We start from the raw sequence: 20,011 nt of genomic DNA on the forward strand, positions 1-20,011 counted from the left end.
CCAGGGCGAGCGCCGCGTCCGCTGCGACGGGGAGATTCTCGCCGCGCCCTCGGTCCCGCCATTACCGATCACTTCAGCAGGCGGGGCAGAAGCTCGCCTGGACCGCGGCGACGACGATGTCTGTCCGAGGGCTGATAGGGCCCTGCCCCTTTGACCGTGCACCCCCACGGTCACACCATGGATACAGGGGACCGAGAAGATCAGGTGAACGTCATGGCTGAAGACAAGATCTACCAGGAGCTTCGCGCCATTCACCAAGAGGTGCACCGGATACACGAAGAGAACGAGCAGGCGCGGCGCGAGGAGAAGGAACGGCAAGAGCGCATCGACCGAAGCCAAAGGACCGGAGGGCAAGGCACGCGCGCCTCCGAACGTGCGCAGAACGCCATTAAGGACTTCCTTTAGATCCAGGGCACGATGTAGACGCTCGACGCACTCGCCCGCCCCGGCACGACGGCGTGCAACGTGTGCGACGCCGCCGAGGCGCTGCTGCCGATCCTCGCCCACGGCCAGGACGACGTGCCCGCCCCCGGCGGCTGATCACAGGTCAGACGGTCGGAGACCCGGTGTAGTCGTGGCGTTGGTAGCCCCGCCCGTCGCCGTGCCAGTCCAGGAACAGCACCGAGTCCCCCAGCGCTCCGCGGCCGGCCCGGTGGCTGATCGTCGGCGTTCGATAGTGGCCGTCGTAGTTCGCGTTGGACGTGCTGTCCTCCAGCCGCTCCTCGAGCCCAGGGAAATCGCGCTCGACCACCACGGGGTCGGTGCCCTCCCGGGATTGCTTGATCTGCAACCGCAGCTTGGCCCCGTCGAAGATCGTCGGGTCGTCCACCTCGCGGAACGCCGGGCCGTCCCAATTCACCTCGGCGTACGCGTACACGGTGCCCCCGGACCGGGCTGCACACGTCCGTACCGTCACCTTCCAGTTGTCCGGCCACGGCCCGTCATAGCCGCTGTCGTCAATGTCCCTCGTGCTGCTGGCGCACTTGTAGGCCGGGGCCGCCATGGCGGTGGGAGCGGCCGGCGCCGCCACCGCCACCACGGCCACCGCGGCCACCGCCGCGCGCTTGATGGTGCTCATGCCCGGTCAATGCCGGGACCGCGGAAGCGACACGGCCCCGCCCCGAAACCGCCTCGGACGAGCGACCCCGGCGCCCGGGCGTCGATCGCACGTCCGGTCAGCCGGAAGCGGGTACCGCGCCGGTCCAGGCGAGTACGTCGTCGCGGCGGTAGTCCTCGCCGAGAATGGCCAGCATGTCCGCCAGCCGGCCCGCGAGGTCGGCAGCCGCCTCCGGGGACTCCTTGCGGAGCAGGTGCCAGCAGGCATGCGCGTTGCGGGCCGTACGGATCGTGTCGGCCTCGGGACGGTACCGGGCGGCCTGGCAGCGCAGGGCGGTCGTGATGAGCAGCTCCGTGGTCCCGCGCCAGTCGGTGCGCTGGCAGAGGGTGAGCCATGCCCGGGCGGTCAGCACGGTGACGGTGGCGGCGTCCTCGCCGAACCAGCCGGCCAGGGCGGTCTCCAGCTTGTAGGCGAGGGCGACCGCGGTGGGCAGGTCCCCTTCCGCGTGCGCGGACCACACGGCCGCCCACATCTCCCGGTACGCCTCGACCTCAAGGAGGAGCGCGGGCAGGACGGCCGGGGCCGGGGGAGCCGTGGCGATAGCAGGGGTCGGGGGCGCGGGGGGTGCGGGGCGTTCCTTCACGGGGGCGGGTGCTGCGGGGTGCTCGGCGACGTCGACAACGGTCCCGTCCGGGCAAACGATCATGTTCCAGGGGGTGGGGCAGGCCGGCTCTACGGCGCGGGCGCGCACTGGTCGCCCCGCCAGGGCCGCCCGAACGCGCAGCTCAGACAGCCCGCCTGCACGCAGTGCCTCGATGTCGGAGCCGGTGGCGATCTCCTCTCCGTCCAGGGTGAGGGCGAGCCCGTGTTCCTCGTCGGATCGGATCATCAGCGCGTACAGCGGTGTCGCGGGGACGGTGCTCGATTTCCGCATCTCTCATGCCCCTTTGGGGAAATAGGGGGGCGCCCAACCGACATAGCGGCCGCCCCATTTGGATTCAATGTCTGATGCCGGGATTACGTCGACGTATCCGGGGCGGGCCACATCGTTACTGATGATCATTCCGTCGCCGAGGTATACCGATACGTGGCCGTGGGGGTTTCTCGTCTCCCAGTACATGAGTGCGCCGGGGGGAACGTCTCGAGATCCCGGGTGTTTCATGTGGGCGGGCATGACGTGATAGTGGGTGATTGCCGAGGTCACGCCTGCGGCTCGCCATCCGTGGACTCGTGCAGCGAATTCGAGGCAGCGCCGGTACCAGATTTTCTGATTCAGGGCGGGTTGCTCTTTCGCCCATGCGATCGCGGCTTCCGTGCTGCGGCGGTTCTTCACCTCCTGGGGCCAGTCGGAGGCGGCGTCATGGAAGGGCGCCCCAGCGGGTGTCTCGCCGGTGGGCGTGCACTCTCCCGGTGCCGTCTCGCCGGGGGCGGTCGGCTGTGCCCACTCCGGGAGCTGACCTGTCACGGATCCGAGCCGCTCCAGGTTGATGCCGGCGTTCCGGGCGACGCCTTCGGCCTGGCCGCGGCGGGTGGCGTAGAGCTGGGGGTAGAGGGAGCGCTGGACGCGTTGCGCCGCCGCGCCTGGCTCCAGCATCGGCCAGGCCGGGATGTCGACCAGGCCGGGCGGCCGGCCCTTGTTCCCGCCAAAGAACAGTCCCGCGGAGACGGGCGGGTTGGTGACCTCGGCCGGGGTTCCCCATCCTTGCGAGGGCCTTTGCTGAAACAGTCCGAGGGAATCCAGATCGCCGTGATTGAGGTTTTGGAGGCCGCTTTCCTGTAGGGCAGTCATGAGTGCAATCAGCGAGGCGCGACCGGGAAGTCCCCTTTTCTGGGCCACTTCGTCAATGATTTTCGCGTGATAGATCTGCTGGGCGAGGATGGGGGCCGGAATCTTTCCGGGGTTCATATTGGGGAGGCCGGGAGACTCGCACCCGCCGCCGCTGTTCTTTCCGTCGGCCGCCTTCTTAGCGGCGCCTGCAATCAGGGTGGTGGTGCCGAGGCCGAGCATGCCAATCAGGGCGAGGGCCGCGCCGATGCAGCCGGCCTTGGCGAGGAACGGCGCACTCGCGCGGGCGGCAGCGGCCTCGGCGGCGTCGCGGACGTCCACTCAGACCCCCAGCACCCGGGACACCCGCCACCCTGCGGTCGTGCGCGTGAGCTCCACCCGCAGCGTGTCCGTGCGCCGGCTGTTCTCGTCCCCGGCCACGTCCACCTCGGCGGCGGCGAGCCGCCAGACCTGGGCCGCGTTGTCGGGCGGCAGATCGGGGCCAGCCGGCCGGACGGCGACACCGGTCACGCGGGTGGCCTCCCCGCGGCTGACCTGCTGCCCCCACCCGGCCGGGGTGTGCTCGGTGAGGTTGCGGGTCAGGTCCTCCGTCGCCCACGCGGCGGCCCGGCGGACGCTGGCCCGGTGCGTCTGGTCCGCCAGCGGGTCACGGGTGAGGTAGGCGCGCGTCCATGCCGCGGCGACGTCTTCCGGCTCGGTGTCGGCCGGGACGGACGGGGCCGGCGGCGGGGCGGGCGCGGCCGTCGGCGTGGCCGAGGGGGCGGGGGTGGGTGGGCGGTTGTCGCCTCCGTCGGGCTCGCCCCCGCACCGGGCGAGGACGCCGAGGACCAGGACCAGGAGCACGACCAGGAGCAGCGCGGCCGGGTGCACGGGGCGTGCGCGTACGGCCGTGACGGCGGCCGCGCGCTGTCGGCGAGCGGCTCGGCGGCGGGTGCGGCGCCACCGCCGCCGGGACGTGCCCGGGGGCGGTTCATCGTCTGCGTCGGGCAGGGCGGCGAGGAGCGCCCGCCAGTCGGGGGCAGGCCCGTCAGGGTCATGGTCGGGGTGGTGCTTGGCCATGGGGTGTCACTCCTCCCTTCAGGTGTGCGGGGGCGGTTGGGGCAGGGGCGGCTGTGTCCATCCGCGGGGCGGGGGTGGGGGGACGCGGCGGCCGGTGCGCAGCCGTTGGGTACGGGGCTGCGGGGTCTGGGCGCGGCGGCTGCTGGGGGCCGGGGGCTGCGTCGCCTTCCGAGCCCTCTGGGGGCGGTTGGGGGTGCTCCCCGCCGTGGGCGACATCCGCATGGGCCCGCCGGGCAGCTGCTGGTTGGCGGGGGTGGTCGGCGCGGGGATGGTCCGGGCCGTCGGGGAGTGCACCGGGGTCTGCTGTCCCTGCCCCTGTCCGGACGGAGGGGGGATGGTCCGTGCGGTGGACGAGCGAGCCGGGGTCTGCTGTCCCTGGCCGCGCTGCGCTCCGGCCGAGGTGGTGCGTGCGGTGCGGCGGCCGGCCGCGGCAAGGGTGGTGCCTGGTCCGGTGCCGCCCGGTCCGGTGCCGCGCCCGGGGCCCGTTCCCGTGCCGGGGCGGGGCGGGCGGCCGCCTGCCGGCGGGGGTGGGGGCGGCGGGGCGGGCGGGCGGGGCAGGCCGGTCCGCGGCGGAGCGGGGCGCCGGTGGCGGCGTTCCACCGCGTCGCCGAGCCGGCGCGAAAGGCGGCCCGGGGTCCGCAGGACGCGGCCGGCGTGACGGCTGAGGCTGCGGGTTGCCAGTGCGCCGAGCAGCGCGCCCGCGCCGTTTCCGCCGGCGGGGCCGGCGCCTCCGACAATGCTGGTCAGGATGCCTCGGTACTTGAACGCCGAGATCGCGCCCGCGATGGAGAGGGCCGAGCATCCGAGCCACCCGTACGTCGGCATCGCGAGGGCGGTGACCATCTGAATGATCATTACTGCGCCGGCGGTCAGGGTGGTGATCGCGGATTGCATGACGACGCCGACAAGGGCGTCCGCCCACCGCACGCCCCACTGGCGGGGCCGGCCCGGGATCACCCACAGCGCTGCGAACAGCGGCCCCACCACCAGCAGGAACAGCGCGGCCATCATCGCCGCGATGCTGCCGAAGAGCAGGACGATCAAGAGCAGCCCGAAGAGCAACGCGACGGGGACGGCGATGACCAGGACTCCGGCCCGTTCCAGGGGGCGGTGCCCCTGGCGATAGGACTGCGACTCGGCACCGACGTCGCCGTCGTCCAGGTTCTCCTTCAGGTATTCCTTCCGCTTCTCCAAGTCAGTGCCGAGGTCGAGCACCTTGCGCCCGTGCTCCCGGCAGAGCTGCATCGACCCGAACTCCGCCAAACACCACGGGACGCCGACGTAGACCCGCCACACGGTGTCGGTGGCTCGGCGGACCACCCGGTCCGAGGCGTCACCGGGGTACGTCGTCGTGTGCCCGAGGGCGAATGGGGTCTTCTCGATCCCTCCGCCGGCCGAGCCGATCCCGGCGTCCGTGGCGGACATGGCAACTTCGGTGCCGAGCATGCGGCCGGAGTTCACCCCGTCCACCCATACCTGGGGCGTCGTGAGCAGGGTGGCCGCGGCCACTGCGGAAACCAGCACCCAGGACAGGTCTGTGAACCCGCCCCCGTCGCCGCGCTGCGCCCGCAGGAACGCCACCAGGCCGCCGACTGCGAGAGCGGAAGGGAACAGTCCGGCCATCACCGCGCCCGCGCTGCCGCTGATCGCCTGCGTCAGGGGGCCCTGCACCTCGGGCAGGTCGGTCATCCCGAAGGTCCAGCCGGCCAGCGTGGAGACGGCGGAGCCGATGGTGACCAGCAGCACGAGGAGGACGTCCGCGATCATGTGCAGGGCGGGGTCCAGGAAGTCGAACTGCCCGTAGTCCTTGTCGAGTCGCCAGGTCAGTAGGTGCGGATAGGTCTCGTACATGGTTCCGCCGCCCGTGGGGGCGAGCGGGGCGGGGAGCAGCCCGCCCACCCCGTCCGGGTCGACGGTTTCGGCGTGCGCGGCCCCGGTCGTGACGGCAAGGGTGGTGACCACCGCTAGGGCGGGGAGGGCGAGGGTCCGGCCGCGCGGCATGCGCCGGCTCATCCGGCCACCCGGCTCAGGGCGGAGGCGGCCGGGTCTGCGGAGTGCGTCAGGTCGGTGTCGGCCACGTCCTCGCGCTGCTCCACCCACCAGGTACCGCCGGCTTCGGTCATGCGCAGGGCCGTGAAGGACGTCCGGGCCGGCTTGCCGGGCCAGGTGACGGTGTGGGTGGTGATCACGCCCCATCCCGCCGGGTGGTCGGACGTCGCCGGTACGCGGGTGGGCGGCCGGTCCAGGAGGACGGGGCCGATCGCCGGGCCGGACGGGTCCGGGGGTTCGGGGGTGGGGTGCCGGTCGTGGCAGGCGGTGCGGCGGGCGGCCGTCATCAGGTCGCAGGCCGTGGTCCAGTCGTCGGCGACCACCGCCCCCATGTAGGTGCGGGCGCGGTCGGCTGCGACGGCGGACGGGTCCGCGGCCGGTGGCGGGGCGCTGTTCTTCTCGCTGGTGGTGCCGGAGCAGCCGGCGGCCAGGGCGGCGAGCAGGGCCAGGCCGAGGGCGGCGGTTCGCGGGCGGGCGGTCATACGTGCACTCCGTCGTGGGCGGCCTCGGCGTCCGTGTCTTCGGCGGCGCGGGGGGAGGTGTCGAGCAGGTCGAGGAGTTCGGCCGTGGGCACGTCCCACTGGACGGTTGCGGCGCCGAATCTCTGGTCTCGGGTGATCGAGTGGCCGTGCCGGGTCTCGTCTCCGTGGCCGTCGGCCAGGGACCGGATCCGTTCGCGGGTCTCCTTGCCGACCGGGAGCCCCAGCAGCTCCGCAAGCGCGTCCTGCTGCGGCGCGCTGGTGAGCTGAAACCCGACAACCATGGCCAGCTGCTCGATGACGCCGGGGAGCATCAGCAGCCCGGTGGCATCCTGCGTGTCGAGCCCGAACCTGACGCCCAGCGCGCGGCCGACCCTGGCGATGTAGTCGAGGAAGTGCCGGCCCTGGACTGTGCCGGTGAGCACGTGCACCTCAGGCACCATGATCACTTTTGCGAGGGTGCGCAGGTCGGGCCGGCCGGCGGTGGTGACCCCGTACGCCAGGAGCGAGTGCATCACCGCGACGGACAGGGCCTGTACGGACGTCCACCGTTCCCGCTCCTCACCGGGACCGGGCAGGGACAGGCCGGGGAGTTGGACGACCCATACGCCCGGCTGTGTGGTCAGCGGCGGGACGGCGCCGGGCTGCGGGCGCCCCATGAACAGCGCCCCGTGCGGGGTCTGGGACAGCTCGTAGAGCGCTTCACCGGTCGCGGCGGCCACGGCGTCCGCCGAGTCGCGCAGGTGCTGGACGACCTGCCACGTCGCGGGGTTCGGGGAACTGCTGATCACGGCATTGGTGGCGGCCTGCAGAGCTACCTCGGCGCCGGCAGCCCGCAGGTGTGCCGGGGTCACCAGCGACAGCTGCGCGGGTACTTCGGCGCGGGCGGCGTCGCGGCCGGCTTCGGCCAGGAGCGGGATCAGGTCGGCGGCCCCGGCGTGCGCGCGGCTCATCTGCACCAGCCGGGACGGCAGTCCGTACCGGTCCGCCGCGGCCGCCAGCCCGCCAAGGTCTCCCTTGAAGTCCAGGGCCAGCACCCACGCACCGGAGTGGGCGGCCTCCAGGGCCATCATCATTCCGGCGGTCGTTTTGCCCTTCCCGGACCGGCCGATGTAGGCGACGGTCGTTGCGTCGCGGCCGTCCGCCAGCGGTGGCAGGCGCACCACGCCCGGCGTCGAGCCGGTCAGGTAGCCGATCACGGGACCGTGGTCAGAACCGACCCGTGCCCCGCCCCACCACCAGGCCCCCGCCATGGCGGCCGTGTCGCGGACGTGCCCGAGGTCGGGCACCCGCACCCGGTCCCCCGGCCACGTCTCCACCCACAAGGCGCGCTGCTCGTCCACGCCGACCTGCACCGTGATCCCAAGGTCCGCGTAGTGGGCGGACACCGCGTCCACCCGCGCCCGCAGGTCCTCCAGGCCGATCGTGGACGTGACGACCAGCCGGGGGTGGTCCTCGACCAGGGACAGGTGCTCGCGCTCCAGATCGCCGCGCAACTCCGCCATGGCCTCGCCTGCATCGGTGATGACCTGCCCGGGGTCACCGATGGCGTGCGTGGACGCGCTGTGGGTCTGTTCGCGCACCAGCTTCGCGGTCTCGTCGGTGCGCGCGATGGCCTGCCGTTTGGGCAGGACCCGCAGCCGTACGGACGCCTCCGGGCTCACCGGCGCCAGCCGGCCGACCGCGTCGCCCTGGTCCTCGTCGTCGGGCGGAAGGTAGGAGACCTCCGCCAGGATGCGCAGCCACTCCCCCGGCCCCGGACTCAGCATGCGCTCCGGGAAAGCAACCATCGGGAGCACGGCCACCCACGCCGCTACGTCGCCGGCGGCGTCGACCATCCGCAGATGATCGGGGTAGGGCAGAACGCGGCCGCGGGTCAGCGCGGCCAGCGCGGCACCGGTCACCAGAGATCGGCCGTCCACCGGGGCCGGCACACCCCGGTGCTGCTCCCGGGTGACCATCCAGGCCAGCAGTTCCACCGTGGCGGCCGAGCAGCGCCAGGGCGAGGACTCCAGCCGGCGGCCGAGGCGCCGGGCGGCGGCGTGCCAGGTCGCGAGTTCCCGCGCGGGCACCCCCGAGGACGAGACCCCGGCGGCCTCCGTGATGCGGCGGCCGGCCGGGCGCCGGCGGGCGCCGAGGCGGACGCCGAGCAGGACGTGGCGGATCGGCAGGGCGATCTGGTCGAGGCGGGCGGCTCGGTCCTCCGCCCACTCCTCCCACTGGCCCGCCGTGTAGATCTCGGAGGCCTCGGCCCGGTAGTCGTCCGCGGAGTACGGCGACCACAGCACCCGCAGGTGCACGTCCATCCCGGCCAGCACGGACGTGAGCGCGGTCTCGGCGCGGGCCTGCTCGGCGTCGCGCTCGTCCTCGCCCAGCAGATCGGAGTTGGACGTCTCGCACGTCCACCAGGCCCACGCGTCGGTGTCGGTGAGGATCAGGCCGTCCGTGATCCCCTCGTACCGCGGCGGCGGTGCGGACCGCTCCCCGCCGACCCCCAGCAGGTTCGTGATCTTCCCCAGCACACTCACGTGCTCTGCCCCTTCCTCCGGCCGCGCCCGGCGGCGATCTTCACCATGTGGTCCGGCCCGTACAGGCGGACCGTGTGCGCGAGTTCCACCGCCGGGCCGGCCGGCGGGACGGCCTCCGTGTCCGCCCCGCCTGCCAGCCGGCTCGCCAGCCGCGATCCGAGCGCCCGCGTCAGGGTCGGGGCGTGGCGCTCCCACCGGGCGGACCGCGGAATCCACTCCGACCGGTGCGCGACAACCCGGCCTCCGCAGATCACCGGGCGGTGCCCGTGGACCTGGTAGTGCGCGCCGATGACCCACGTCGCCAGAACGGCGCGGCGGTCGCAGCTCTTCGACGGCTGCGCCCCCAGCACCGTGACGACCACGGGCGGGAGCAGGTAGAGGGTGAGCCACTGAACGGACGGGAACCCGATGGAGAGGAACAGCAGCCCGTCCCAGGAGGTGAATACGAGCACGCCTAGCAGCAGGGTCCTGCGGGAAACTCCCTGCCCGAGGTCTACGCCGAAGATTTCATGCTGTTTGGGTTCAAGTCGATTGAAGTAGCTGGTGTATGTCATCCCTTGGCGCATCAGCTCATGGCCGCTTTGGCGATATCGGATACGGTAGTGAGCGCCGTATCCGGGATGAGCACAAAGAAGGCCGAGAAGGCTGCTCCGCCAAAGAAGCTGAGCTTCTTATTGAAGTCGTCTTCCCACGACAGCTTGGTGGCCTTGATTGCGCAGCTACACATCAGGACGGCTGCACAGATCGGCATCACAACGCTTTTCAGGCCGCTCCCGTTCACCACTGCGAGCATGAATTGTTCAGTCACTTTGTCTCTCCCTTTTCTCTTGTCAGGTCAGGTCGTCGCCGGAGATACCGGCGACCTGCCAGCGGCCGGCGCGGGCGCTTTCCACGCGTGTGAGCTGCACCCGATATGCCTGCGTGATCTCGCCCCCGCCGGTCGCCCAGACCACCCGGGCCACCCCGTGCCGGTCCGATCCCGAGCCGGGGGCGGCCTCCCACCCCTGAACTGCCCGCAGCTCGACTCCACCCGGGAGGGCCGGCACGACCGTGCCGGGGGCTGCGGCCTGGGCGGCCCCACCCGCCGCCCACGCCCGGAAGAAGCCATCGACTGCGCTCCTCGTCGCCGTGGAGAACGCCAGGTCAGCACCCCGCGTCGAGGGTTCCGGGCCGGCGGCGGGTTCCTCGGGGACGCCGAGGAGCGCGGGCGGGCCGCTCACCGCCAGCCGCCCCGCGCCGACCACCACGACGGGGATATCCAGGGCCACCCACCGGGCCGGCCCGGTCCCCGGGGATACCTGGGCGTCGATCCGGACCCGGGCGCGGCCGTCCTTGCCCACGACGACCGGGCCCGGGACGACCAGGCCGGCCGTCTGCGCTCCTCGCCTGTCCCACCCCAGCTGCGGGTCCACCCCGGATGCCAGGACGGCCGACAGTTCCCGTGCCCGGTCGGCCGGCTTGGCTTCGTCCCAGGTCAGGTAGGCGCGGGCGGCCCGGACGGCGAGGGCTCGGGCGGCATCGTCCGGGTACGCGGCCGCGGTCGGTCCGGGCGCGGGTACGACCTGCGGGGCCTGGTCGTGGGGGGCAAGAATGCTGCGGGCCGCGGCAAAGGCCACCAGGGCGACCGTGCCCCAAAATGCGACGGGGCCGAGGCGGGCGAGGCCGGCAGGCCGCTCCTGAACGATGGCCCACGGCGGCGCGACACTCTTTGTCTGCGAATGCGCTGCTGTTTCTTTCTGAGACTCAGCGACGGATACCCATGGGTTTACCGGAGGTGGCTGCGGAGTCTCCTTCTTTTTCCTGTTCCACATGCTCGCGCAACGACTTAAGCCCCCTCCAGGTGTGGCCATTGACGTTTTTCCACTCTTTCGATAAGCCCTCGGGACGGTTTTCGAAAATGAGTTAGGGACGACTCTGAGCGCTGGCCTGCCAGCGCTCCAGCCAATCCTCGATCTCGTCCCGGGCGTAGTAGGTGACGCGCCCGTCAGGAATCCCGGAAGGGAACTCAATGCCCTTCTTCGCGCTGCGCCCCTTGTAGACCTTGGCCGTGGCGTAGTCCCACGGCAGCAGCCCCGCCCCGCATGCCTCGGCGAGGCTGAACAGCTCCACCGCCGGCTGCGGAGCAGCCCCGCTTGCGCCGGTTACCCCGCCTGTTACCCCAGCCGTTACCGGAACCCCTGTTACCGCCCCTGACCTGGGAGGAACCACCCCAACCGCCCGGTTCGGGCGGAGGGTAACAGCCCCACCCATCACCGGGTGGGCGGGGCCGAGGCGGCCGCCGACGAGGAAGTCCGGGATGGCCAGCGACTCGGCTGTCCTCAGCGTCTCGGCAGTGATCCACGGGGCTCGCTCGCCGGCGTCGAACCAGGCCGGCGCAGACGGCGCCCAATCAAGCCGGGTAGAAACTTCCGGAACGATGTATGCAGGCTGGAATTCACGCGCCCATAGTCCGTTTGTCTCCGGGTTGATTCGCCCATCCGCAAAAACCCCTCGCCCGGGAACGGTGGTGTCTGGGGACACCATGGGAGTGGACGCACCAAACGCGACAGCCCATGACGGGGAATCACAGAACCCGAGCTGCGCTTTCCATCCGATCTGCGCGCGCTCCATTGTTCCCCCGAAATAGGCATTGGCCCACTGCTGCGCTCCGACGCCGAATCGGTGATCGGCCGAGCGCCCTTGGAGAAGCCCGATGGAGAACCACTCTGCGAACGGAGGGATCCCCCGGCCTTTGATCTGATATTTCCACCAGATCAGGGCCATTTTCATCATGGTGGGCAACTCGTCCGCCACCATGAGCCGAGGCACGAGCAATTGCCTTAGGGCGGGATCGCCGGTTTTACCGATGGCGGTTTCGGCGGCCATCATCGACATGAGATATTCACCGAGCGCCGCCACGCATTCGGCGGGAGTCTTGTGAACACGAACGCCGCTCTTGCCCTCGGCTTCCGCCATGGAATTTTGCTTGGTATCCAGGATGTCCACCAACACCCCGTTTTCCCGAGCGTGCACCACCCCGAGGTAGAGGACCGTGGACTTACCCGATCCAGTCAGGCCACCCACACCGAAATGCGGTGTCGCGGACTTGGTCCGGATTACCACATCCTCCAGGTCATAGCCCCGAACCGCTTGACCCACATACACCTGATACGGGTCCCTGCTGGCCTTCCACTCCACCGATTCCGGAAGTGTCGGAACCTTCCGCGGAGGCTCCTTACGGATCCACTCAGCGAAAGGCGCGGAGTCCGCCCGGTGCCACTTTTCCGACCATTCACCGGGGAGCCGATCGGTCACCGCGGCGGTAATCGCTCGCTTACCGGCCTCTCCCCCGGGCCACCCCGCCGGCAGCCGCAGCACCACCCTGGCCCCGGGCACCGAGACGTCGTCGGACAGCACCAGCCACCGCTCCCGGCGCTGTGACTCGTCCACCCCCAGCGCGGGACGCAGGGCCGCCCACATCCCCGGACCGTGGACCAGGTCCGCGCCGGCCGGCCGCGGGCGCCACCACCCGAGGACCGCCGGGCCCGTCACCGCGGCCGCGACCCCGGCGGCGGACAGGACACCGGTCCCGGCGGCCGCCACCGACCACCAGCCGCTCCAGCCCGCCACCACGGCCGCGGGGACGACCAGCCGAACCGATGCACGGGCAACACCCGGCCAGCAGGACCACCGTCCGGCGCCGGCCGTGATGGTGCGCAGCACCGTGTGCTGCTGCTTCCCGGGGGCGTCCGGGGCTCCGGCGGCGAGGTCGGCGGCCGTACGGTCGCGCACCACCTCCTCCCCCGCGCACCACCAACTGGCCGACGAGGAGGGGTCACCGGGCTTGATGTCTCGGCCGGCCAGAAAGCGCACCAGCACCGTGTCCCCGGCCCGCCGCGGCGCCGACGCGTCGGACCGCCCAGAGCGGGCCCGGTCCTTCTGCCGCTGCTGCGCCAGCGCACCCGCCGCCGGAATGCCGATCATCACGGCGGCCGCCGCTGCTTTCCCCGGTTCCTCGGCCACCCACGCCCACAGATCCCCGTACACCCGCCGCCCTCCGTCCAATGGACAGACCCGTCCTCATGCAGAGCAACGAGGGCAGACCGCAGCAGAAACCCCCGGATGCAAGGCATCGGGGGGCTGACGTCCAACCGGTGGATCACGCAGCGCGGCGGCCGAACACCTGGCTGACGAGGAGGACGAATCCCATCCTCGGCGCAAAAAGGAGCAGCTGCATCGCGAACGTGGCCGCCTCCGCGGGGGCCATGACGCTCATCTCTGCCAGCCACTCCTGGCGGTAGCGGCCGCGCTGGCTGGGAGGCAAGAAGGCCAGAGCCAGGGCAACCCTCCGCTGCTCTGCCGTGCGGGTGCGCCGTCGGTGGGCGCGCACCAGCACCTGACCCGTGCGGGCGCGCCGCACGTGGCCGCGCACCGGCACATGACCCGGCAGTGTGAGCTCTCCATCCTCCTGCCGCCAGGTAACTGTCCAGCCAGCGTATTTCCCGGAATCGATGGTCTTGGTCTCCCCAGGTGTCGGCAGCAGGAGGACTTCGTCCTGATCCCCGCCGATCATGATCCCCAAGCTGTGCCGCGTGTGGTCCATCAGGCGGCCCTCCGACCGAATGCCCGCTTGAACAACAGCAGAAGGCCCATCCTCGGAGCGAGCTGAAGAAGGTGCAGAGCGAACGCGGCCGCCTCGGCAGGCTTCAGCTGTGCCATCTCGCTGACCCACTCCTGCCGGTATCGCTCACGCTGCCCCGGAGGCACGAAGAGAAGGGCCAGTGCAATACGTCGCTCAGCTCTGTCCGCCTCACGAACAGCCACATCGACTCTCCGTGCCGCCTTCGCCCACCCCCTGCGAATCTGAGCGGGTGTACTTGCGTGCGTCGTCCGAAGAATGAGGCGCCTGCCCTCACCCCCCACGTAGACCGCGTACCCGCAGCGTGTAAGGCGGTTCCTTCGCCACCGTCCCGCAATCGCGGAGGCCACCATGACAAGAACCAGTGCCGCAGGGCCGGAACTGAGGACGTCCATGATGCTCTTGATCACGCGGCGCCGCCCTGAGGGCGCGCTGCAAGAAAGGTACGGCGCTTGCGGCTGCCGGCCTTGGTCATCGCCGCAGTGGCGGCCTGCGCCCCTTGCTGGCTCAGACGGTAGTAGCGGCGCTGCGGGCGCCCTTCCTCCTGAGGGTCGATGTCCTCCCAGCGGCTCTCCAACCATCCACACTGTTCCAGGCGGATCAGGATCGGGTAGATCGTGCCCCCAGGAAGATCGGCAGCCTCGGCGATCTGGAGTCCGTAGTGTTCGTCGGCAGGTCCGGCCAGGAACGCGGAGAGCACCGCTCGCGTAGCCAGCGTCATTCTCGGTTCACCCATACCCACAGTCTACTACTACCTAGCTAGATAGAGATAGACATAGCCCCCTAGGTAGAGTAAGACTATGGCCGTCACGTTGGACGGCCGACGTCTCCCACGGGAGCCGGCCCGCGAGATCGGCATGTCATGACCAATTGGGCGCTTATAGTCCTGCTGTGCGGCATCGGATTCCTGCTGGCGCTCCTGGCCGGGGTCGTCTCCGCCGCCCTGCCCCACCCGACCGCGGCCCACTGGACCGATCGCCTCCGACGCGGCGCCGCCTGCTCCGGCATCGTCCTGACTCTCTACATCGCTCTCGTCGGCATGGTGGTGGGGCTCGTCGTCGTATTCGGGATACGCAGCAGCTGACCCTGTCAAGAGCCCTCTCGTCCCGAGCCCAGACCGGTCCCCACACAGATGAACGAGGGCGAGGCACACGAGAACCGCCGTAGTGGCGTACGGGGGTTCCCAGGGCTGCGGCCCGGCCGATCGACGCTAGGAGACGGCCCCCTGGCAGGTGGGACGGAGGACGTCCAGAGCGCCAGCATCACCGATTCGGGAGTGCGCCCGTCGCGGCAGCCTCCGCCGCGAACCCGGGGGAGAACTCGGCGACCGCGTCGGGCGGTCCAGGTCGGCGCGGCCGGTTCGGGGCGCTGCTCCGGCACAGACCGGCCGCCCGAATTTTCCGCGGAAAACTCTCCGCCCTTCGGCGGCTTGGACTGAGCTGCCTTTCGCGCTGCGGCCTTGCTCTCGTCGTCGCGGAGCAGACCGGCAAGAGCCTCACGCTGTTCGGTGAGGGGCGGTCAGCGGTGGCCGATAGATCACGGCTCGTTCTTCCTGCGGCACGAGAAGTGCTCGGGCAGCCCTTCAGGGCCTGGAAGGCTTGCGGGCTGACCGCAGCCGAAGCGGCAGAGCGGGATGGCTTGACCCGACGCGTCGACCGGAACCCTGGCGGCCTCGGTTTCCTTGGGGCGAGACTCAAGGACCATCGCGCGGCTGCCACGTCTCTGCTTCGGTTCAGCCCGCACCTCCGAAGCGGGACGGTCCTCGGTGCACCTGTCGCGCCGGTCCCCCTGTCGTACGGATGGCTGGCGCTCTTTGTCGTCCAGGGCGGGCCCGTTCGCCTCGAGGTACTGCTGCCACTGCTGTGCGGGGAGCCAACCGTGGTGGCCGCCCCGCTGGAACGGGATCCGCTCACCGGCCGCAGCTTCCACGATGAACCGGGTGAGGGTCAGGGCGCCTTCCCCTGTGTAAGTGCTCGACTGATGGGCTGGCACGAGGACACGGTGCCAGCCCCCGCAGTACCCGGCGTCGGTGGGGTTCTCCGGGTCGTAGGGCTTGTCCGGGCACCGGGTGAGCGCGCCATTTTGGTTGCACTTGCCCTCCTCCAGGACGAAGTTGCCGTCCTGGACCGCGATGGGGTTCTTCTGCACACGGATGACGGAGGCCGGCAGGTTGGGCGTGCGGACGTATGGGACGGTGCCGATAGCTGCGTGGTCGGGGTCGGCGAAGTCCCAGACCGACCGGATACCGTCGCGGCGCCGGAATCCCTCCCGTGTACGGATCCCGCGAGCTGGGCTCAGCTGAGGCTCGTAGCCCAGGACGATGCCGTCGGCGCCGTTGATGCGTACATCGAGGCGCGCGTGCCCGTCCGCGGCTGGCGACTCGATGTCGGCGTGGAAACCGTGATCTTCGGAGTCCTTCGCGACGCGTTCCTTGCGGGCGAGATGCTCGTCAGACTCATGGCTGATGGGCTTCTCCCCGGGTTTCCGGTAGTGGGAGGCAAGCAATACGCCGTCACGCTGGACGAGGTACATGGGGACGCGCCGGCCCCGGAGGTCCCGGCAGTCAGGGCAGATGAGCCCACGCTTCTCGACGGGGACACGTCCTCGCATGCGCAGGAGCACGTTCAAGAGGTCTTGGCCCTGCGGGACGCCGAGGTCGGGACGGTCCAGGTCGAGGTTGCAGCCGGCCGGTTCGTAGTAGACGGGGTTACGGAAGAGGTCTTCGTCGCTGTCGGTCTGAAGGTCGTCGTCCATTTGATGCTCCCCGCAGCCGCTACGAGTAGGACTGACAACGCTACGGGGAGGGTCTGACAATCGGAGCTGACTGCGGAAACAGGGGACCGAGGCTCTGAGCACGCTGGGGCAGAACTCCCGACTGTACAACTGCCCTTCAGGGTATAAGTCGGTGCCATGTTGATACTCGCAGGGGAAGAGTCCGGCGCAGGCACCTGGGCCGTCGTTAGTGCCATTGCCGCTGTACTAGCCGTCCCGACAGCTCTCCTGGTCGGATGGATCGCCTATCGAGCCATCTGGCCACTTCGCAGGCTGCGGTGGTCTGCACGCGTCAGCCCGCTCATGAGCCACAGCGCAGCTCATAGCGGGGGGTTGAGCGTCCAATGGTCAGGTGCAGCCCTCTCGAGGCCTCACGTTATCGAGATCGAGCTGACAAACATCGGCCGGAAGGACCTGGAGCCAACGCATTTCAGTTCGTTGCCTGTGGAGGTCACATGCACGGTGCCGGTCGTAGCCCTGCTCCAGGAACGGTCCGAACCGACTGTGCAGCGCGTACTTCCGGCCTCAGTGTCAAGCCAGGGGCTCTCACTTGCTACGACCACACCGTTTCATCGGCGACAGGTCCTGACCTACGTGGCGCTCGTAGATGGAGATGATCCTGTGGTTGATCTCCGAGCTTCCTTGACGAATGCCTCGGTCGATCGCAGGAATCCGCCCTCACCAGGCACAGAGCGAGCAGCTTCGGCCCGGAGCCGGTGGGCGACGCTCGCCATGGTGGCGCCATTCCTTATCATCAGCACACTGGTGCAGGGGTTCGACCTGCTCCGGTTGATCATTCAGATCTGGTGGTGACGGCCAAGCCGGGTACACCAGGTCCGCCCCGGCGTGCCGCGGGCGCCACTGCCCGAGCACCGCCGCAGCCACCCCGACGACGGCCAGGACACCTACCACCGCGGCCGGCAGGCCGCCACCGTAGCTGCGGGCACGGCCAGGCGGACCGTCGTACGGGGGCACCCGGCCAGCAGTACCACGCCGGGCGCCTGCTGCGACCGCGCGCAGCGCCCCGCCCCGCGTCTTCTCGTACGCGCCCGGTTCCCCGACGGCGAGGTCGGCGGCTGTACGGTCTCTCGGCACCTCCGCACCTGTGCACCATCAGCTGGCCGACGGGGACGGGGCACCGAACTTGAGGTCTCGGCCTTCCAGTAAACGCAGCAGCAGCGCGTCCCCGGGCTGGCGCGGGCCGCCGCTGGCCGACCCGTCCGCGCTCGGTCCTTCTGCCAGCGCACCCGCGCCAGCTGGAGTCAGCCGTTGAGGAAACGGGCGGCCTGATCAGCGTTCTCGGCAACGCCGACCAGCACCCACTCACCCGATGCCTCGTCCAGTTCGAGGAGGACCCGAGGGACGTCAGGGGCGAGGTGTGCGGCTCGGCCGCGGGCCGCCGGGTCCAGGGGTTCGACGCGGCGGCGGCCGGTGATCTGCCGGTCGGACTCTCGTCGGCGGTCGCGGCGGTCGGCCCACGCTGCGAGCGGTTCCCTGTCGGCGTCCACGTTCCTCCCCTATCGCCAGCGAGCCCCGGGCAGCAGGTTTCCGGGGGCGTCCAGCCATGGTGTCTCACCGTCCGGGCCCACCGTAAGGCCGAAGCGGTCAAGGGCGGGGCTGCCTTGGGCTTCCCACCACGTGCAGGCGGCTTCTACGGCGTCCCACAGGCGTCGCGGGCCGTGCTGGTAGACGATGCCCGGCCCATACTCCTCCGGCCACCGTACGGCCGCCCACGAGCGATCGGTGAGGGAGTACCACCAGGCGGCCGGGGCGCCGTCGGGTTCGGTGTGGGTGGTGTGCGCGACGTGGGGCACGGCGAGGCTGATGGCGTGGTGGGCGTCGGCGAGCTGGTCGGGCTGCACGGCTGTGCCGGTCGAGCCCGGCCACTGCTTGACGTACTTCTCGGCGTCCGGCCATACCGTGCGGTGCGACCGGGCCTTCATGAACTCAACCGCGGTGACGAACGGGCCGGACGCGGTGCCGTCGGAGTGGACCGTGAGGCGGGCGGCGGCGTCGCGGCTGCTGTAGTGCGTTCCGTATGGGGCGACGATGACGCCGCCGGGCCTGACCTGTTCCACCCATGCGCGCGGGATGCTGCGCACGCCGAACGTGCACAGCATCCGGTCGTACGGGCCGCGGTCGGGGTGGCCGGCGAGGGCGTCGCCGGTGAGCGCCTCGGCGTAGAGGCCGAGGGTGCACAGCCGCTCCCGCGCCGCCGCAGACACGGCCGGGTCCACGTCGATGGTGGTGACGTTGACGGCGCCGCAGCGGTGGGCCAGGAGTGCGGCGGTCTCGCCGGTGCCGGTGCCCGCGTCCAGGACGCGCATCCCGGCGTCGGCGTCCAGGGCGGCGAGGAGGCGGAACACCACCGAGGGTTGGGAGCTGGACGAGGTCGGGACCGTGCCCGGATGGTCGCCGCGATGGGCGCCGTCGTCCCACTGGGTGACCACGGACAGGTCACTGTCGGCGTATCCGTACCAGGCTGCCGGATCCGTGCGCCGGTCCACGGTCACAGCGCGGGAGTGTGGAACCTCGCCGAGCTGCTCGGCCGGAAGGAACGGCCACATCACCTGAGGCAGGAACGCCGCGCGGTCGACGGTGGCGAAGGCGGGTGCCCAGTCGGAGGAGAGAGCACCCGATTCCATGAGGCAGCGCCCCAGCTCGGTACGGCTGGGGCGCTCCTGGTGTGCGATGACGGTCATGGGTTACCGGTGCTTCCCGCCACCGGAGGGCGTGCTGGTGTCGGGGTTGGACGGCGGCGGCGGGGGCGGGGTGGAGATCGGCGCGGACCCTCCGCCGTGGCTCCCTCCACCACCTCCTCCACTGCCACTGCCTCCACTGCTCCCGCTGTTCCCGCTGTTGTTCGCCATGGCGGTACTCCTCTCGGTCGTGCGGTACCGGCCGGGCCGAGTGGCCGGCCGGGGTCGTACGCCCCACGGTCGGGGTGCCGAAGCGTCAGGGGAAGGCCGCTTCGGCAGCAGCCTCACCGCGGGGTGGTCTCAGGGGTCGGTGATCCGCTCGGCACGGCGTCGGATCACGGTGAGGGTGTCCGGGGCGTCGGTCTCCCACTGGTGGAAGGTGCCGCCGTAGATGGGCCGCAGCACCCACACCGGCACGGGGCCCGGGCCCTTCTCGCGGACGTCTGTGACGATGGCGCCGTGTCCGGCGGCGTCTTTGACCTGGTCGCCGACCCACGCCCGGGGCCCGCTCACCGGACACCCGCGGCCACGTCCGGGGCGAACAGGCGCAGGGGTTTCAGCTCGCGGGGGTCGGCCGTCCACTCCCGTCCCGAGCCGTCCATGGGGCGCATGTGCGCGATCCGGTCGACCGTCTTGCCGGTGACCTTGGAGGTGCGGATGAACACGGTGCCGACGGTGCCGGTGCGCTCCGTTGCGGGGTGGATGACCTCCCGCCCCAGCAGGTGGTGGTCGTCGTCCTCCCGCACCCACACGTTCGTGTCGTTCCTGATCACGTCCGTGCCTCCTGCCTGTCGGTGTAGGGGGTGGGAGTGCGCCCCGCTGCTAGGCCCAGGACGCACTCCCGGGGGATGTGCTGTGGGTAGTCAACCGGTGACAGGCAAGGCGGGGCGTGGGGTGTGCCGGACTTTCAGGCGGACTTTTCTGCCCCGGTCCGCCTGAAAGTCCGGGCCGGGTGGCTCTACCG

20 protein-coding genes are annotated in these 20,011 nt (G+C 70.8%); 2 read left to right on the forward strand and 18 right to left on the reverse strand.

What is annotated here, in order from left to right:
* The first annotated feature begins 213 nt into the window (after positions 1–213).
* Positions 214–405, forward strand: a complete 192-nt coding sequence (locus OG444_RS40450) for a hypothetical protein (protein WP_327267191.1) — start codon at positions 214–216, stop codon at positions 403–405.
* Positions 406–547: 142 nt separating this feature from the next.
* On the opposite strand, the gene OG444_RS40455 is transcribed toward OG444_RS40450, so the two are convergent.
* The 13 genes from OG444_RS40455 to OG444_RS40515 all read right to left on the reverse strand — a co-directional run bounded on the left by OG444_RS40455 (position 548) and on the right by OG444_RS40515 (position 14,312).
* Entirely contained in the window at positions 548–1,078 is a 531-nt protein-coding gene (locus tag OG444_RS40455; protein ID WP_327267192.1) for a hypothetical protein, read from the reverse strand.
* A 97-nt stretch (positions 1,079–1,175) separates the two neighbouring features.
* The gene (locus OG444_RS40460) at positions 1,176–1,991 is read right to left on the reverse strand and encodes a hypothetical protein (protein WP_327267193.1); all 816 of its coding nucleotides are present in this window, start codon (positions 1,989–1,991) and stop codon (positions 1,176–1,178) included.
* A gap of 3 nt (positions 1,992–1,994) precedes the next feature.
* Positions 1,995–3,164 (reverse strand): peptidase M23, encoded by a 1,170-nt coding sequence (locus tag OG444_RS40465; RefSeq protein ID WP_327267194.1) that lies wholly within the window; start codon positions 3,162–3,164, stop codon positions 1,995–1,997.
* On the reverse strand, positions 3,165–3,902 hold the full coding sequence (locus OG444_RS40470) for a hypothetical protein (protein WP_327267195.1): 738 nt from the start codon (positions 3,900–3,902) through the stop codon (positions 3,165–3,167). It lies immediately after the preceding gene.
* 18 nt (positions 3,903–3,920) lie between these two features.
* Positions 3,921–5,915: a hypothetical protein gene (locus OG444_RS40475; protein WP_327267196.1), complete on the reverse strand. Its 1,995-nt coding sequence runs from the start codon at positions 5,913–5,915 to the stop codon at positions 3,921–3,923.
* Complete coding sequence (locus OG444_RS40480; protein ID WP_327267197.1) at positions 5,912–6,433, reverse strand: hypothetical protein; 522 nt, start codon at positions 6,431–6,433, stop codon at positions 5,912–5,914. Before OG444_RS40480 ends, OG444_RS40475 begins: the two co-directional genes overlap by 4 nt.
* On the reverse strand, positions 6,430–8,958 hold the full coding sequence (locus OG444_RS40485) for an ATP-binding protein (protein WP_327267198.1): 2,529 nt from the start codon (positions 8,956–8,958) through the stop codon (positions 6,430–6,432). Before OG444_RS40485 ends, OG444_RS40480 begins: the two co-directional genes overlap by 4 nt.
* On the reverse strand, positions 8,955–9,410 hold the full coding sequence (locus OG444_RS40490) for a hypothetical protein (protein ID WP_327267199.1): 456 nt from the start codon (positions 9,408–9,410) through the stop codon (positions 8,955–8,957). The genes OG444_RS40485 and OG444_RS40490 overlap by 4 nt, the downstream gene beginning before the upstream one ends.
* 113 nt (positions 9,411–9,523) lie before the next feature.
* Positions 9,524–9,766: a hypothetical protein gene (locus tag OG444_RS40495; protein ID WP_327267200.1), complete on the reverse strand. Its 243-nt coding sequence runs from the start codon at positions 9,764–9,766 to the stop codon at positions 9,524–9,526.
* A 22-nt stretch (positions 9,767–9,788) separates the two neighbouring features.
* Entirely contained in the window at positions 9,789–10,574 is a 786-nt protein-coding gene (locus tag OG444_RS40500; RefSeq protein ID WP_327267201.1) for a conjugal transfer protein, read from the reverse strand.
* Between the two features lie 286 nt (positions 10,575–10,860).
* Complete coding sequence (locus OG444_RS40505) at positions 10,861–12,984, reverse strand: hypothetical protein (protein WP_327267202.1); 2,124 nt, start codon at positions 12,982–12,984, stop codon at positions 10,861–10,863.
* Positions 12,985–13,096: 112 nt separating this feature from the next.
* Positions 13,097–13,540: a hypothetical protein gene (locus tag OG444_RS40510; RefSeq protein ID WP_327267203.1), complete on the reverse strand. Its 444-nt coding sequence runs from the start codon at positions 13,538–13,540 to the stop codon at positions 13,097–13,099.
* Between the two features lie 442 nt (positions 13,541–13,982).
* Complete coding sequence (locus tag OG444_RS40515) at positions 13,983–14,312, reverse strand: PadR family transcriptional regulator (protein ID WP_327267204.1); 330 nt, start codon at positions 14,310–14,312, stop codon at positions 13,983–13,985.
* A 126-nt stretch (positions 14,313–14,438) separates the two neighbouring features.
* Between OG444_RS40515 and OG444_RS40520 the strand changes: the two genes are divergently transcribed.
* Positions 14,439–14,660, forward strand: a complete 222-nt coding sequence (locus OG444_RS40520) for a hypothetical protein (RefSeq protein WP_327267205.1) — start codon at positions 14,439–14,441, stop codon at positions 14,658–14,660.
* Between the two features lie 452 nt (positions 14,661–15,112).
* Here the strand turns inward: OG444_RS40520 and OG444_RS40525 are convergent, their stop codons facing one another.
* The 5 genes from OG444_RS40525 to OG444_RS40545 all read right to left on the reverse strand — a co-directional run bounded on the left by OG444_RS40525 (position 15,113) and on the right by OG444_RS40545 (position 19,820).
* Positions 15,113–16,330 carry a hypothetical protein gene (locus OG444_RS40525; RefSeq protein ID WP_327267206.1) on the reverse strand — a complete coding sequence of 406 codons (1,218 nt, stop codon included), beginning with the start codon at positions 16,328–16,330 and terminating at the stop codon, positions 15,113–15,115.
* A gap of 1,280 nt (positions 16,331–17,610) precedes the next feature.
* Complete coding sequence (locus tag OG444_RS40530; protein WP_327267207.1) at positions 17,611–17,856, reverse strand: DUF6087 family protein; 246 nt, start codon at positions 17,854–17,856, stop codon at positions 17,611–17,613.
* A 9-nt stretch (positions 17,857–17,865) separates the two neighbouring features.
* Complete coding sequence (locus tag OG444_RS40535) at positions 17,866–19,050, reverse strand: methyltransferase domain-containing protein (RefSeq protein ID WP_327267208.1); 1,185 nt, start codon at positions 19,048–19,050, stop codon at positions 17,866–17,868.
* A gap of 297 nt (positions 19,051–19,347) precedes the next feature.
* Entirely contained in the window at positions 19,348–19,560 is a 213-nt protein-coding gene (locus OG444_RS40540; RefSeq protein ID WP_257552127.1) for a hypothetical protein, read from the reverse strand.
* Positions 19,557–19,820: a hypothetical protein gene (locus tag OG444_RS40545; protein ID WP_327267135.1), complete on the reverse strand. Its 264-nt coding sequence runs from the start codon at positions 19,818–19,820 to the stop codon at positions 19,557–19,559. The genes OG444_RS40540 and OG444_RS40545 overlap by 4 nt, the downstream gene beginning before the upstream one ends.
* Positions 19,821–20,011: the final 191 nt, after the last annotated feature.

The sequence above is a fragment of the Streptomyces sp. NBC_01232 genome, from assembly GCF_035989885.1.
Lineage (GTDB): Bacteria > Actinomycetota > Actinomycetes > Streptomycetales > Streptomycetaceae > Streptomyces.